Origin of the sequence: Paenibacillus xylanilyticus, from assembly GCF_047246825.1 — a bacterium.
In the GTDB taxonomy this organism is placed as follows: domain Bacteria; phylum Bacillota; class Bacilli; order Paenibacillales; family Paenibacillaceae; genus Paenibacillus; species Paenibacillus xylanilyticus_B.
Genome location: NZ_JBFOLB010000001.1, coordinates 2,662,121 through 2,677,171 on the forward strand (window position 1 = coordinate 2,662,121; position 15,051 = coordinate 2,677,171).

At 42.5% G+C, this 15,051-nt stretch carries 15 protein-coding genes; all 15 read right to left on the minus strand.

Annotation, left to right across the window (positions count from 1 at the left end):
- Nucleotides 1-31 precede the first annotated feature (31 nt).
- Nucleotides 32-1,030 carry a polysaccharide pyruvyl transferase family protein gene (locus AB3N00_RS11910; protein WP_175398188.1) on the minus strand — a complete coding sequence of 333 codons (999 nt, stop codon included), beginning with the start codon at nucleotides 1,028-1,030 and terminating at the stop codon, nucleotides 32-34.
- Nucleotides 996-2,381 carry an oligosaccharide flippase family protein gene (locus AB3N00_RS11915; protein ID WP_413034703.1) on the minus strand — a complete coding sequence of 462 codons (1,386 nt, stop codon included), beginning with the start codon at nucleotides 2,379-2,381 and terminating at the stop codon, nucleotides 996-998. The genes AB3N00_RS11910 and AB3N00_RS11915 overlap by 35 nt, the downstream gene beginning before the upstream one ends.
- On the minus strand, nucleotides 2,381-3,277 hold the full coding sequence (locus AB3N00_RS11920; protein ID WP_413034704.1) for a glycosyltransferase: 897 nt from the start codon (nucleotides 3,275-3,277) through the stop codon (nucleotides 2,381-2,383). Before AB3N00_RS11920 ends, AB3N00_RS11915 begins: the two co-directional genes overlap by 1 nt.
- 33 nt (nucleotides 3,278-3,310) lie before the next feature.
- The gene (locus AB3N00_RS11925; protein ID WP_413034705.1) at nucleotides 3,311-4,456 is read right to left on the minus strand and encodes a glycosyltransferase family 4 protein; all 1,146 of its coding nucleotides are present in this window, start codon (nucleotides 4,454-4,456) and stop codon (nucleotides 3,311-3,313) included.
- 39 nt (nucleotides 4,457-4,495) lie between these two features.
- Nucleotides 4,496-5,578 carry a glycosyltransferase family 4 protein gene (locus AB3N00_RS11930; protein ID WP_413034706.1) on the minus strand — a complete coding sequence of 361 codons (1,083 nt, stop codon included), beginning with the start codon at nucleotides 5,576-5,578 and terminating at the stop codon, nucleotides 4,496-4,498.
- Nucleotides 5,571-6,725: a glycosyltransferase gene (locus AB3N00_RS11935; RefSeq protein ID WP_413034707.1), complete on the minus strand. Its 1,155-nt coding sequence runs from the start codon at nucleotides 6,723-6,725 to the stop codon at nucleotides 5,571-5,573. Before AB3N00_RS11935 ends, AB3N00_RS11930 begins: the two co-directional genes overlap by 8 nt.
- Before the next feature lie 5 nt (nucleotides 6,726-6,730).
- The gene (locus tag AB3N00_RS11940; protein WP_413034708.1) at nucleotides 6,731-8,035 is read right to left on the minus strand and encodes an O-antigen ligase family protein; all 1,305 of its coding nucleotides are present in this window, start codon (nucleotides 8,033-8,035) and stop codon (nucleotides 6,731-6,733) included.
- Between the two features lies 1 nt (nucleotide 8,036).
- Nucleotides 8,037-9,218, minus strand: coding sequence for a glycosyltransferase (locus tag AB3N00_RS11945; RefSeq protein WP_413034709.1), 1,182 nt, complete (start codon nucleotides 9,216-9,218; stop codon nucleotides 8,037-8,039).
- A 37-nt stretch (nucleotides 9,219-9,255) separates the two neighbouring features.
- Nucleotides 9,256-10,218: an NAD-dependent epimerase/dehydratase family protein gene (locus tag AB3N00_RS11950; protein ID WP_413034710.1), complete on the minus strand. Its 963-nt coding sequence runs from the start codon at nucleotides 10,216-10,218 to the stop codon at nucleotides 9,256-9,258.
- Between the two features lie 19 nt (nucleotides 10,219-10,237).
- On the minus strand, nucleotides 10,238-10,909 hold the full coding sequence (locus tag AB3N00_RS11955; RefSeq protein WP_413034711.1) for a sugar transferase: 672 nt from the start codon (nucleotides 10,907-10,909) through the stop codon (nucleotides 10,238-10,240).
- A complete protein-coding gene (gene galU / locus AB3N00_RS11960; protein ID WP_127538123.1) occupies nucleotides 10,906-11,814 on the minus strand; it encodes a UTP--glucose-1-phosphate uridylyltransferase GalU in 909 nt (302 codons plus the stop codon). The genes AB3N00_RS11955 and galU overlap by 4 nt, the downstream gene beginning before the upstream one ends.
- A gap of 265 nt (nucleotides 11,815-12,079) precedes the next feature.
- Nucleotides 12,080-12,763 carry a CpsD/CapB family tyrosine-protein kinase gene (locus AB3N00_RS11965; RefSeq protein ID WP_413034712.1) on the minus strand — a complete coding sequence of 228 codons (684 nt, stop codon included), beginning with the start codon at nucleotides 12,761-12,763 and terminating at the stop codon, nucleotides 12,080-12,082.
- Nucleotides 12,744-13,493, minus strand: coding sequence for a YveK family protein (locus AB3N00_RS11970; protein ID WP_413034713.1), 750 nt, complete (start codon nucleotides 13,491-13,493; stop codon nucleotides 12,744-12,746). Before AB3N00_RS11970 ends, AB3N00_RS11965 begins: the two co-directional genes overlap by 20 nt.
- A gap of 58 nt (nucleotides 13,494-13,551) precedes the next feature.
- Entirely contained in the window at nucleotides 13,552-14,316 is a 765-nt protein-coding gene (locus tag AB3N00_RS11975; protein WP_413035259.1) for a tyrosine-protein phosphatase, read from the minus strand.
- Between the two features lie 153 nt (nucleotides 14,317-14,469).
- Nucleotides 14,470-14,904, minus strand: a complete 435-nt coding sequence (locus AB3N00_RS11980; protein ID WP_413034714.1) for a hypothetical protein — start codon at nucleotides 14,902-14,904, stop codon at nucleotides 14,470-14,472.
- Between the last annotated feature and the right edge of the window lie 147 nt (nucleotides 14,905-15,051).

The window sequence follows — 15,051 nt, forward strand, 5'->3', positions numbered from 1 at the left end:
AAACGGATGCTCCTTGAAATTGATGTGCAACCTACACAGACACGGTTGACTCAATGTAATTATGATCGATCTTTGCACTTTTCTTAGAAGATAAATCCAATGTTGCCGTGTTGACCTGGTGGGTCCATATTCGATAATATCCGGAGTTTTTACCGTAGGAATTATCAATTAGAAGATTGGGCTTTGCCATCAAACAAGACAAGATGTGACCATGCAATCTGGAAGAATGGATCATCTCATATTCACTAAAACAACGAATCGCTTTGTTTACCAAATAATCACTATACTTCATCCAGATCTTCTGAAGCAGCCGTCTGCCTTTTCCTTTCCGAAGTCCAAGTCCCAGCCAATATACCAGTTTGCGCTCGTACCGATTGTACAAGGTAGGCCAATCCAGGAAATCTCCTTGCTGATCTGCAACCATATGGGAGGGTTCTGCGGCTTTTTCAATATCTGTTCTATAAAAATTCAATCGTTCTTTACGCGGGGAGCTATTTCTCTCGATCGGCCACAATTGATGTGCCATATCTGGTATTAATGAAACATGGCACCCTTTAAAGTTTTCCGTTGCTATCTGATAAGAGGGTTCATCTCGTACAAACAAATGAAGATCGGAATGTTGGCTGAATACTTCAGCCGTTTTACGCAGAGCTGTTTCTTCCTTGAAGAAGATCGTTTGAGGAAGAATAATGATCCGATGCTCGGGATATTTTCGTATTATATTTTCCCGGAGACGCTGATGGGCTTCGTATAAATCGCCGAAATTCCCACCACCATGCAGCACAATAATGTGGTCTTTCGGGATCACCGTTTGTTCATTAAAATCGTGAACACTGTAACGTTCAGCAACTTTTATTCGATAGTCTTTGAAAAAGGCTTCCGTCCCTTTCATAATCAACAGATCGCCGCAATTGCTATGCACAGGATAATCAATATAGTAGATTTTGGACTCAGGAGGCATGATCTCCAATATCTGCTCAAGCTTCTTCTTCAACTCATCCATGCGATGAGTCTTTTGCAAGTTTGGCATCTTTTCCGGCTCCTTTGAGTATATTTTTCTCTCTTAAACGATCCTTCAGGAATAAAATATCTGCTCGGTCATAGAGCATTTTGCGAATCGGCATCTTGAAGATGACAGATATGGATATCAATGACATCAAAATACGTACAAATGAGCCCAGCAACAGGGCGAGGCCAATCCCAAACAGTCCAAACAACGGAGTTAACACAAAAAACAAGGTAATCGTCACACCAAGTGCAATAACCTGACGTAAAACAATTACGCCTGGTCGACCCAGTGCATTAAAAGCTGAAGCCAGAATCCATGATCCTCCGCCTACAATGCATTCAAGAGAAAGCAGATAAAAGGTACTGCTCGCCTGGAGAAACTCAGGTCCAAATAGTAGGCCAATAAAAAAACGACCAATCAGCATACTGGGTATGATGATGATCGTCATAAGAACCATACTGATTCGAAAAGCTCTTCCTACAAGTGTCAGCACTTTCTCCTGTTCCATTCCTGCAACTTTGGGAAATATCACATTCGTGATTGCCATCTGTACTACATTGAACATGCGGGACAGCGCATAAACAACAGAATATAAACCAAAATCCATCGGTGTTAATAGCGCCAGAATAATAATTTTGTCGAACTGGTTATACAACGTTCCCAACAACTCTACTCCATACACGCGAATGCCGTAACTAAACAAGTGAATGCAAGTTTTGAATTGGGCGACTAATTGATTGATCGGACCGAAAATCTGTTGTCGCATCATGAACATGTAACCAAGCAGAACCAGAATATTGGCTGCAAAACTGATCATGATGGCTTTCTCCACAGTTAATAACCCTGTAGCCCATAGTGCAACAAGTCCAAACAAATTAAAAAGAGGTGCAAGCAGTCGGGACAGATTATAAATATGGAACTTTTCCGTGCCTTGAGCTGATGCCGCCAGCACTCCCATAAGTAATAGAACAGGTACCATGGAGACCGTATACCAACGTGCAATGGTAACTACGGATTCAGAGTATCCTGAGAGCCATAAGGGAATACCAAACCAACTGATTATGCTGGCAATTAGACTAATCGGAAGCTGGACGGCAAAACTCATGCTGATGTATGTCGGCAATTGATCACTGTGTTTTTTAACGTTGTAGATTAGTGAAGTCGGTAACCCGAGAGCTGCAAGTCCTGATATAAATGCAGGCCAGAACAGCACAGCGGCAAGCTCGCCTTTACCCGTAGCCCCAAACATGCGGGCTGTCACAATGGACGTCAGTGTTGTAACACCCATAATGAGAATATTGGCAAAACTGGTCATGAGAATGTTTTGAATCATGCTGTAGTCACGTCTGTTTTTGGCAACGGCCATGTTCATTACATGTTCAATCCTTTGCCATTTCGGAATGAACCAACAATCGTTCCATTACGATAAGATATTTTAGCCATCTGACTGGTCACTTTTTTTACATTGTTAAACGAGATCACAATAAGTAAAACCGACTGTGCGATTCGAATCAGATGTTTATAAATTCCCCATGCGCTTTTTTGATATCGGGTTGCGTCACTAATACCTTGCCAGTATACCCGGCGAAACAACCAACGTTTATTCAATCTGCTTTTAGCAATCTTATGTTCTACCACCGCATATGGACTGTAATAAATCTTATGAACTAATCGAACCCGGCCAATGAGTTCACTCTCTTCACTCGACATCAGGTTATTTCCGACACGACCAAGATCTACTCTAAAGGGCTGGATTTCCCTAAATATGCTCTTTCTAAATGATACGTTCGCCCCAAACGGAATATGAGGAGCCTTCATCTCCACAACACTGTCCGAGAAGTCCATTACTGTATACAAAGTAACAATTTCATCTGGAATCCACTCCGGTTTTCCACCTTCCCAAATGGGAACGATCTTGCCTCCTACACAACCAATGGCAGGATCCATATCAAATATTTTTATAACTTCATCAACCCATGTTGGAGCAGCAAGGGCATCGTCATCCAAAAACATGACAAACTCTCCCTTTGCCTCCTCAATGGCCCTGTTCCTTGCATAGGACAATCCTAGTTGCGGCTCAAAAACATATCGCACATGTTCCGGGAAGTTCATGGATTCGAACAATTCTTTTGTGTTATCCGTAGAACGATTATCAATAACCAAAATTTCATATGTCTTGTAGTCAGACTCGCCTCTTAATATACTATCAACAGCCTGCATGGTGTCATGTCCCCTGTTGTGTGTACAGATGGCTACTGATGCCCTCATCTTCTCACCCCAAAATATGCAGTTTTTTTGTGCTCAGGCCAATTGTCTTAACAGCTGACCACGATGTGACCAAAGACAATGATTGATAACCCAGTCGTAGCCATTATCGCCGAGCTTTTGTGCCAGTACCTCATCCACCACCAATTGTTCGATCCGGTCTGCAATCTCCCTTTCGTCCAATGGATCAACAAGATAGCCGGTAACGTGATCCCTGACGGCATCGGGAATACCGCCGCTGTTGCCACCAATGACAGGTAACCGGTAATAGTTAGCTTCCAAAAATACAATCCCGAAACCTTCAACATCACCTTTTTCCTTAATGTCTCGACTCGGCATGATAAACAGATCGGAGCATTGATACAATTGATGAAGTTCGTCATCGGAGATACCTCCTGTAAAAACGACTACATCCTCAAGAGCATACTGCCGAACCAAACGCTCCAGCTCACTTCGATAAGGTCCATCACCACATATGACATATTTCAGATGGGGAATGCGCGGGATGACATGGCGAATCGCTCTTAGCGTAATATCATGCCCCTTCCGCTCAACAAGGCGCGAGACAGTAATCATTACTTTTTTGCAATGCAGGTCATATTTGTCCCGGACATCTTCATTTAATTCGGAATTCCCACTCAATTTGCTAACATTCAAGCCTGGAGGAATAATAACGATCTGCTGTTCAGATATGCCTAGCTCAATCAACTTTGACTTGGTATACTGACTGTTCGCAATTACCTTGTCAGATCGTCTAAGAATAATCATTAGGAGCGGAAATAACCGGCTGTTTACCATCCCCATGACATCCAGACCGTGAATGTAAGGGAAGTATTTCACCCCAAAGACTGCTTTCATGAACGGTCCGGCAACGCCTACCGGAAACACATTAACAAAGTGAATCTCACTCGTCTTTCTACGCCATTTCAGAATAATAAGCTGTAGAATTAAAATAACTTGCGATAGGATTAGCAGAACCTTGTTGGAGTTCCAGTATATTCTCTTACGAATGACCTCAAAGTCTGCTTTACTGTCAAACTGATTCGATTCCACCGTATCTTTGATTTTATTTGTTAAAACCGTAACCTCTTCTGAAGGAATCTGAGAGATTAGCCCATAGGCATAATCATGAATCCCTCCTTTTTCTGGCGGAAAATCTATTGCGACAAAAACTTTAGTCATGCGATTTATCTCCCTTGAAAGACCATATGGGTTCACTATTTACACTGTGCTCATAATGATATTCACCGTGTCTTTTGCACATTTGTTCCAGGAAAATAGACCTGAATGATCTTTGCCTTTATGCGACAACTGCTGGCTTAAATCTGGGTCTGATGTAATCTCAATTAATCGTGAAGCGGCTTCTTTGGGATTGTTAGGATCAAAATACAGAACTGCATCCCCGCATACTTCAGGGATAGAGGCACGAGAGGATACAATGACTGGGCAGCCTGTTGCCATTGCTTCCAGCGGCGGCAAACCGAAACCTTCATATAAAGAAGGAAAAATAAAACCGGCAGCATCTTCGTATAGTGCCTTTAGTTCTTCATCCGTAACATAGCCCACCCAATTTACTGCATCCGATTCAGTCAATGCTTGTTCGCCAAAAACCTTACTGTTTTTGGAGCCGACAATAACTACGTTCAGATGATGAGCCTCGATCTCAGGTAGCACATCAAAAATCAAATTAAAATTTTTATAAGGATTCATTGTACTAACCGCCAGAATATACGGAGATTGAATTCCATATTTTTCTTTCGTTCCTTCAGCAGCCTTTTTCCGATGAATATGATCGATGCCCAGATGAGTGACAGCCAGCTTGTGCTCCGCTATTTTACAGTGCTGCATGAGCTCTCCCTTGGAAAAGTGGGATACCGTGATGATTTTTTTTGAGGTTTTGCCTAGACGAACCATTAGGAATTTGTACCAGGAGCGGAATGCAAATGAAAATGCGTTAGGATAATTGAAAACAGCAGCATCATGAATGGTTACAATCTGATTTTTGTTAAAAGCCGGCCCCGTGTTACACAGATTAATCAAGAGGCCATTCTTCGCGTGAAAAGGCAGCTCTAGCTGTTCCCAGAGGTGTCCCTTTAGTTTACCGACCACTCTGTGATGAATATGCTTAAAGTCAGGTCGAGTAACTATATTTGAAGGGGACAGCAGACAGAATTCGTATTTGGAAGAATCGATTTCTCCCCGATCAATCATTTCATCCATCTCTTTCACAAGTTCAAGTGCATATCGTTGAACTCCAGTAATCGTTTGGGTAAGAAATCGTGCATTAATAAATATTTTAGTCATGTACATCTCCAGCTCTCTTAGAAAGTTCCAAACGACCTGGTGCTGAAGCTCCCTGGACTACACTGTCTGCATAGGCATGCTGATAGAGATTCACCAGCTCTTCATTCATCCGCTCGGCACTAAACTTATCTTTATACAAGGCATATCCTGCTTCGCCCATAATTTTCAGTTCATCTTTATTAAGATGTTTGAGAATGTGCAGCAGTTCATGAGAATATTCAATGTCAAATAAGTATCCGTTTTCTCCGTGCTCAACTAGTTCAGGTAGAGCTCCACGTCGACTTGCAATAACAGGCTTCCGGTTTTTCATGGCCTCGACAGCGACCAATCCAAACCCCTCCCAGCGAGAAGGCATAATTACTGCATCACACTGCTGATAATAGCGATCAATATCTGCATTATTCACCCAACCCAAACGGATAACATTGTCCGGAAAAATCCATTCGTTATTCTCGAGCACACTATCTCCAATGACATATAAACGAATATAATTCTGCAGTTCAGGATTTTCATTTAATGTTTGCAGCAGCAGATCGAGTCCTTTTTGCCGATCATACCTACCTACAAACAATAGCTGCACAACATCAGGTTCTCTTTCTGCCTCAACCAATGGAATCCTGCTGTTAACTTCTCGCTCACGAACACCGTTATATACCAGCCTGGACTTAGAAGCGGATAGCCCAAGTTGGATGGAACTTTCCAGCTCATGTTTAGAGATATTAATAATTACATCCGTTTTATAGGCCATCAATTTCTCGATCAACAAATATCCCTTTTTAAATAATGGCTTCGTATCCATAAGAAATGCCCAACCGTGGGAACAATAAAAAATACGAGCCTTTCTCGGCTGAACAAAAAACAAGCTCCTTGCGAGTAATCCTGCAAATGAGCTGTGAATGTGAATGATATCTGGTTGTAATTTGCGAATCGTCTGATGAATCTGCCACATAGCTGAAAAAAAGTGCTTGGGATGACGCTTGTATTTGTATTGAAAAATACGATCTGGCTCCAAATCAAAACTTGTGGCACTATTGTAGGCGCTCATCAGCAAATAGACATCAAAATGTTGCCGCTGATATGCAACAACCTCATTCAGATAGGTTGCCATACCACCAACAACGTATTCTCCAATATGCAAAATTCTCACTGCTCTCACCCCGCTTTCTGAGGCTTATCATAATCATCACGAGACCCTACAAGGGCCATACCAATAACAATCCAGAAAAACACATTGGCTGGAAACATTTCGAGTACATTAGTTGTTAAACTTGCAGCTGCAATCCCAGCTAATAGTGCAGTAGCCATCTGTGGTAAACGAAGTTTATCTACAGATGGCAACAAATCAGTTTTACGAACAAGTGCCACAGCGAGCAGAATAAACAAGACAACAACATATATTAGGCCTATCCACCCCGTCTGTTCATAAAAAGAAAAATACTGATTATCAACTGCAAAGTTATTTGAGTTCAACCCAATCATGTGAGTTCGCCGACTGGCAGCACCAACTGATCCAATACCGTTGCCTACAGCCCCATGCATTGATAACGGAGAGGTTAGACTGCTTCCCCAGCTATTGAATCGATCCAGCAAAGAAGAGACAGACAAAAGGTTGTAGGCATTCAACATGCGGGTACCAACAAATACACCAACAGGTAACAACATAAAGGTGAATCCAAGTATTAATGTGTTCTTCTTGTTATACTTTCTAATCCTCAAAAAAAACATGACTACTTGATATACAATCCACAGCACCAAGGCTGAGCGAATGGTCGACAACAACAAAAAACCAATCGTCAATAGTTGAATGCTTATCCGAAACAAGTTGTATTTTACAGCTAACTTGGTACGCTCAGCAATCAGACCGGTTATCAATAATGTATACGCGTAACTATCGGGTGAATAGGTAATGGAAGATAAACGGGGGACTCCCTCCAAGTAGTTCTTAATATTTACGCCATAAACAAATCCCATCGTTATTAACTTCTCTATGCCCAGTGAGTACTGAATTAACCAACCAACAATCAACAAAATGAAGATAATCAAATTGGTTCTAGCAAATGCATAAATTCCACCGTATCTAGCGAATAGCATACCCGTAAACATCATCATCAAAGGTAGAAAAGTTATCTTTAGCCCATATATTAGCGTCACCACACTCGAACCCATCAACAGATTAAATGAGCCGAGAACGATAATTGAGCCGAGCACAAACAAGAACGGATTTAGAAAGGACGTATGTTGTCGATACACTTTACTTAATGCAAAAAGAGAAACCACGATCATACCTACATCTTTTAATGCTCTGATAACGATATTATCCACGTAAATGGACACCAAACCGTAGATAGATAAATAAATCAGCAAAATATGCATCGAAACCAAAAATAGCGAGGATGGAGCTTCTGATCTCACCTGAACGAATGGATGAGATCTGGCATTCAGTGAAATCATTTGCATGTTAACCTCCACGCCTAATTAGCTTCTCATAGATATCACTATGTTCCTTAAGAAGGTAATTTTCATTAAAGGACTCGCAATGCGCAAAGCATTGTTTTTTCAAATGGCTTTTAGCTAGCTCTGACAGATTGAAATAGTGAAGAATGGCTTTTACGATTTCGTCTACGCTATGGGGAGCAAATGAGAATTGTTCGGCATCCAATAGAATCTCCGGCATTCCTCCAACCTTTGATGCGTAAATTGGCGTACCTACTTGATAAGACTCAATGACCACTCTACCAAATGGTTCATCCCAAGTGGAAGGTACAATGATAAGATCCATGTCCCTCATTTTTTGGGCAATTTGTGATTTATCCAGTTTTCCCATAAAAATAATTCTTGGGTCTGATCCGGACATTTCCTTCAACTGACCCATCATCAGACCATCCCCAAAAATGAACAGTTTACCTACAACCTGCTCATTTAGCCGTTTTACCGCTTCAATTAAATATTGAACACCTTTCACTTCGGTCAGTTGCCCAAAGTACCCAATTACCAGCGGCTGATCATGATGTACCTCTTTACCGGCATACAGATTCTGAACCGCCTCATTGTTCTCAACAATATTATGGATCACATGTTTGGAAGAGCGCTCAAAGAACCCCATATCCGTATGCGTTCTGAGAATATGCCCTGATATACCAATCACTGTCGAGATCATGCGGCTAAATCTCTTGGAAATTTGTCTGTACATTCTGGAGTATGCCGATATCTTAATAGGCTCAATTAATGAGAAATCCCGGAGGGTGTGCACTACCGGAATATCTAGTTCATAAGCTGCCTTCCAGATCGCCAGACTCAGCCCCGGAATATTTTGAGTATGAATGACCGATGGCTTAGTCTGTAAAAGATATTGTTTTATATGCTGATATTGCTTCCTATTAAAAATATCTTGTACTCGCCATAGCACTTTATCTGGAGTTGATACTTGTTTGGCAGAATCACCGATCCAATACCGATTGTTAAACGGTAACCGTAATATCTCAATTCCGTTAATCGTTTCTGTGATTACTTCGCCATGCTTATGACCGCCAACAGTCATGACTTTGACGTCATAACTTGGGTTGAGCGTCTGTGCCAATATTTGCGTTGATATTTCAGCCCCGCCAATGACATGCGGTGGATACAAACTGTGGGCAATCAATATTTTATGCACTTATCTCATCTCACTTTAATCAGCTTCATGGGGTTTCCTGTAGCGTGGCACGAACATTCTCAATCGTTAACTTCAATCCGGTTTCCAGTGAAATTTCCGGCTCCCAGCCGAGCAATTTCCGTGCCTTATCGATCACAGGGCGACGGACTTTAGGATCATCCTGAGGCAATGGCAGATATACCAATTTGCTGTCGGATTGGGCCAACTTTTTCACCAAATACGCCACTTCAAGGACAGTGTACTCCGTTGGGTTGCCGATATTGATAATCTCTCCATTTGCCTCTTCCGTTTCCATCAGTTTTTGCAGACCACGGATATTGTCATCCACATAACAGAACGAACGGGTTTGCGAGCCATCCCCATAAACGGTTATATCCTGACCCGTAAGTGCCTGGGTCACAAAATTAGAAATGACACGGCCATCATCATTACGCAATCCGGAGGAATACGTATTAAATATGCGCGCTACTTTAACGGGAACTCTGTGTTTCGTGTAGTATTCATAACAAAAAACTTCGCCCAAACGTTTAGCCTCATCGTAACAGGCTCTTGGGCCCCAAGTGTTCACATTGCCACGATAGCTCTCAGGCTGTGGATGCACTTCAGGGTCTCCATAAGCTTCACTCGTGCTTGAAAATAGAAACTTCGCTCCCTTGGTTCGAGCGAGCTCAAGCAAATGATAGGTTCCCTTGGTGTTCACCCATATGGTACCGATCGAATCCGCTTGATAAAATTTGGGTGAAGCAGCTGATGCAAGATGGTACACCTCATCCACAGATTGATCCATCAGAAAATCAAGTGAATCGGGCAGAGTAACGTCTGCTTCATGAAAATAAAAGAGGGGGCTATTCGCCACCTCTTGCAGATTACTGGATACTCCTGTCGACAGGTTATCAATTCCTGTAACCTGGTGACCTTGGTGAATTAGTGATTTGACCAGGTGGGAGCCCAAGAAGCCGGCTGCGCCTGTCACTACAATATGTTTCAATACGTTCACGCTCCATCAGTCAAAATGTATTGCTTTTAATCATAACCATGGCGGTTCTAAAGATAATTTTAATGTCTAACTGAAGCGAGACGTTGGAGATATAATGGAAATCATATTGCAGATTGTGATGAATGGGCTCCTTGCGAGCTTCGCTCACCTGCCACAATCCGGTTATACCTGGTTTCACAAGAAAACGTCTGCGCTCCAGATCCGTATAATTTTCTTCTACAATGCGTTTCATTTCTGGTCTGGGACCTACGAAGCTCATATCACCCTTGATAATGTTTAGCAATTGCGGCAGCTCATCCAGACTCGTTTTGCGAAGCAACCGGCCCAGACGTGTAATTCTGGGATCAGTGCTTGTCGTTGGAGATAACCCATACTTCGGTGCATCCGTTCGCATCGTTCTAAATTTATAAATATTAAACTTGATTCCATTTTTTCCGTAACGCTCCTGTTTGAATATAATCGGTCCTTTGGAATCGAGTTTGATCATCACCGCTATGACAAGCATGATCGGTGATGTAAGCAGCAATAGCAAAGCAGCTACAAAGAAATCTATGAATGGCTTGATCACATCTGCATACCCGCCAACGCGTTGTGAGTACGGCTGGTCAAGCAGTTTTCCATTCGCTTCTTTGGCTATGGCTTCTCCGCCGCTTCCATAGTACTCTGGTCCCGATAGATTCACAGACCATCCCCTCCTGCAACAAGCACTTGGTTCAATTTTTCCTTCATCAAGATTTCTTCGATCGCCATTAAGACGGGTGCACGCAGCTCGTTATTTTTCAGAGCAAAATCTAGCGTAGTGAGGATATATCCCAGTTTCTCGCCCACATCGAATCTGGAACCTTCGAAATCATACGCGCTGATTCCCTCATCGTGATTAAGCATCTGCAGAGCATCTGTAAGCTGAATTTCACCACCAGCACCAACATTTTGTTCTTCCAAATACTCGAATACTTTAGGTGTCAAAATGTATCGTCCCATGATTGCCAGGTTGGAAGGTGCAGAGCCGAGTGGCGGCTTCTCTACCATGCTATTTACAGAAGAGAGCCTTCCGTCAGTATGCAGCGGGTCAATAATTCCGTAGCGATAAGTTTCACTCGGACTTACCGTTTTCACACCGAGCACCGATTGATTAACTTTCTCGTACTGTTGAATCAACTGCTTGGTGCACGGGACTTCGGACACGACAATGTCATCGCCAAGCAACACGGCAAACGGTTCATTGCCGATAAAATTCCGCGCACACCAGACTGCATGCCCCAGACCAAGTGCTTCCTTCTGCCTTATGTAGTGAATATCAACGTTGGAGGATTTCCGGACTTCTTCCAGCAAACCCAGCTTACCTTTTTCCAGCAGATTGTGTTCCAGTTCAAACGCACTGTCGAAATGATCCTCAATGGCACGCTTCCCTTTGCCTGTTACAATAATAATGTCTTCAATACCGGAAGCTACTGCTTCCTCCACAATGTATTGAATCGTCGGTTTATCTACGATAGGGAGCATTTCTTTAGGCATTGCCTTTGTAGCGGGTAAAAATCGGGTCCCCAAACCGGCTGCGGGAATGATTGCTTTCCTCACTTTAGTCATAAATACCACCCTATCCTAATTTTTTTTTATAGTTTAAAAGTATGAGTTGAACCAATTAATCCAATTAATCCATGAAACCTTGAAATAAATTGATGCAATTCTTACTTTCAATTTCATAAAGGGGCATTCAACCCAACCTCACGTCACACCCTTGACGATTTACGTCTAAGGTACACTACCCACAGTGTGACCGAGTGCCTACCTTGATAAAGGTGTAGTAGACATGACCTTGACAATCCTATTTTTTATTTAAAACATGCATCATTTATACATTCTCGATATAGTCGGCATTCCGACTTTTTGGTAGCTGGACATTGTTCAATACAGCTCCGAGTATCCGTGCATTTACATGTTCAAGATGTGCCTTTGCCTTTTTGACCAGATCCTTCTTCACCTTGCCAGCACTGACTACCAGAATTACGCCATCGCACAATGAACTGATGATTAAAGCGTCAGTTACGGCCAGAACAGGAGGAGTGTCAAACAGAATGACATCATATTCTTCCTTCAGACTCTCAAGCAGAGCTGTCATTTTACGAGAACCTAGCATTTCGGAAGGATTAGGGGGAATCGGGCCGGAAGAGAGAACATGTAATCCTTCCACATCCGTTTCTCTCAAAACTTCCGTAACTTTATATTGACTAGACAATACACTGGTCAGCCCTACATGGTTGGGAACATTAAATATGCGATGCACGGCAGGTTTACGCAGGTCAGTATCCATAAGCAGAACCTTTTTTCCTTCCTGCGCGTAGGTTACAGCCAGATTACCTATTGTTGTGGTTTTACCTTCACCGGACAAAGCAGAAGCAATCATAATCGTTTGGATCTGGCTATCAATGGATGAAAATTGGATGTTGGTTCTCAATTTCCGATAAGCCTCAGATGAACTGGACTTGGGGTTAGCCATGGTAACTAGGCTCCCTTTATCATTGGTTAACCGTGGCATACTGGCCATCACCTACCTGTTTATGAGATGTTGTCTGCTTAGAACTGCGAGCTTCTTCCTTCTTGATTTTGGATATGACAGCGAGAGCCGGGATACCCAGTTCTTTTTCCAATTCGTCTTCCGTTTTCAATGTGTCATCCAAGTATTCCAAGAGGAATACAAAACCTATAGCCAGTAGAAGCCCTACCAGGAAGCTGATTAGGATGTTAACGATTGGATTTACATTAATGGGTCGTGACGATTCCGTGGGCTTGGCTTCACTCAGGATGGTTACATTATCCACTTTCATAATTACGGGGATTTGTGATTCAAACACTTTGGCAACGGCGTTAACTGTTTTGGCCGCTTTTTCAGAAGATAAACCGGTGGCTGTTAAACTCATAACCTGGGATTCATTCGCAGTCGCCACCGAGATTCTTTGTGCCAATTGGTTGCCGTTCATGCCAAGATCGGGGTATGTAGCAGCTACTTTATCGAGGATTGCTGATGATTTAATGATCTCCATATAAGAATTGATGACTTTAATGTTCGTTTGTATTGAACCGATATCCAGACTGGGGATACCTTCTGCGTTATAAGCCTGATTGACAATCAGTTTGGCGTTCGCTTCATAAATTGGTACGGTAAAAAAGTAGTTTTTGACACCTGCTCCAATGCAAGCAACAGCAACAAAGGCTACGATGATCCAAATGCGTTTTCGTAAAATTTGCATATACCCTTTCAGTTCCACCTTTTATTCCTCCCATTCAACTCGGCAATTATGATGGTCGTTCTTTTGATCTGACTGATTACCAGAACAACAACCTGCGCTTTAGCACCAGCGGTTTTTCATGCTCTCTATCTATCCATTGGTTGTTCCATAACGACCAAGCATTATCTTTCAAGCGTTGGACCAATTCACACCCAAATCGGCGCTCAAGCTGCTCATATGCAGCATTCATGGCAAATGACCGAATTTGTATGTCATGAGCATCTGATGAAATGAAATGAAACGGGTTTTCTTTGCAAAAATGAAAACACCATTTCTGAACTTTTCGACCGAAAAGTCCTATGATGGACTGGGCTGTGATCTGAATCAATGCGCCCTGATGGAGATATTCAACCAATAAGCCAGGATTGTTCTGAATTGGAATGTTTCTTTCCGGATGAGCAATAATAGGGACAATACCGGCTACCCTAAGTTCATGGAGTATTCCGGTGAACTGCGAGGGAATGTAGCCAAAGGGCAATTCCAGCAACATGTAGCGACTCCCGGCGAGTGTGCAGCATCTTCCTGCGTGTAAGTCTCGAATTAGAGTCTCATGTACCCTGATCTCCTGTCCGGGGCGGATCTCCAAGCGGATATTGCGTTTGTGAAGCTCTGCACGAAGCAGATCCACTGCCTGATTGACCACAATCGGTTCATTATTGTAATGCCCGTTCAGGTGATGCGGAGTTGCAATGATCGAGGTAACTCCCGAGGCTGCCGCCTTTTCAGCCATGTGGATGGACTGTTCCATATGAACAGGACCATCATCAAGACCTGATAAAATGTGGCAGTGTATTTCAACCATATCCAAACTTCCTCAATGTATGATCCCCCTCGCCCTTTTATTCATCGCGCAAAATGCTTTTGGTGTTAAAGAACTAATGCACAACGCTATGAAATATAGTAAAATGGCGTTAAGTACATGCTTGTTCAGAAAATGTTTAGAATTTGCCAGGCTTCATATGGTAAAATCGATGTAATGATAGGTTTCCTGCAAATTTGGTTGCTCCGCTGCTTTTTCATATGCAAATCGGGATACCGTAGGAAATTGCACTTCGCGAAGCATGTTATTTAACTGTCCAGTTATATATAGTGTCTGCTCTTGCTGAATATGCAGGCTTGAATGATACAATGTGAGCTCCCCAAAGGGCTTTTTCCATTGCAAACTTGCCTGTAGCCTTAAACATACTTGGCGATCTTCTACATCCAAACCAATCAACATTGTTGACGATACCGGTAAAACCAGGTCACTCAGGAAGGTAATCGCTTTTGTATCCATCCCAAGTAAGAGAACGGGACGTCGTTTGCGATCTACCGTCTTACCCTGAAACTCCTGAATGTACATATGGACATTTAATTCTAGATTGGCCCATTCCTGAATCATTGAATTCATGGTTTCATTCCTTTAGAATGGATTAGCCTTCAAGTGTTGCCATTATTCCTTCTCACGGGTATATTGCATAGGCAACTTGGAGACACTTAAATTATTCCAAATGATACATTTTGTAACTTCCATACGTTCAATTTACGATACAAATTG

Coding starts and splice junctions, on each gene's coding strand:
- AB3N00_RS11980 (WP_413034714.1), bottom strand. CDS start 14,904: ATGAATTCAATGATTCAGGAATGGGCCAATCTAGAATTAAATGTCCAT.
- AB3N00_RS11910 (WP_175398188.1), bottom strand. CDS start 1,030: ATGCCAAACTTGCAAAAGACTCATCGCATGGATGAGTTGAAGAAGAAG.
- AB3N00_RS11965 (WP_413034712.1), bottom strand. CDS start 12,763: ATGCCACGGTTAACCAATGATAAAGGGAGCCTAGTTACCATGGCTAAC.
- AB3N00_RS11940 (WP_413034708.1), bottom strand. CDS start 8,035: ATGCAAATGATTTCACTGAATGCCAGATCTCATCCATTCGTTCAGGTG.
- AB3N00_RS11925 (WP_413034705.1), bottom strand. CDS start 4,456: ATGACTAAAGTTTTTGTCGCAATAGATTTTCCGCCAGAAAAAGGAGGG.
- galU (WP_127538123.1), bottom strand. CDS start 11,814: ATGACTAAAGTGAGGAAAGCAATCATTCCCGCAGCCGGTTTGGGGACC.
- AB3N00_RS11930 (WP_413034706.1), bottom strand. CDS start 5,578: ATGACTAAAATATTTATTAATGCACGATTTCTTACCCAAACGATTACT.
- AB3N00_RS11915 (WP_413034703.1), bottom strand. CDS start 2,381: ATGAACATGGCCGTTGCCAAAAACAGACGTGACTACAGCATGATTCAA.
- AB3N00_RS11975 (WP_413035259.1), bottom strand. CDS start 14,316: ATGGTTGAAATACACTGCCACATTTTATCAGGTCTTGATGATGGTCCT.
- AB3N00_RS11920 (WP_413034704.1), bottom strand. CDS start 3,277: ATGAGGGCATCAGTAGCCATCTGTACACACAACAGGGGACATGACACC.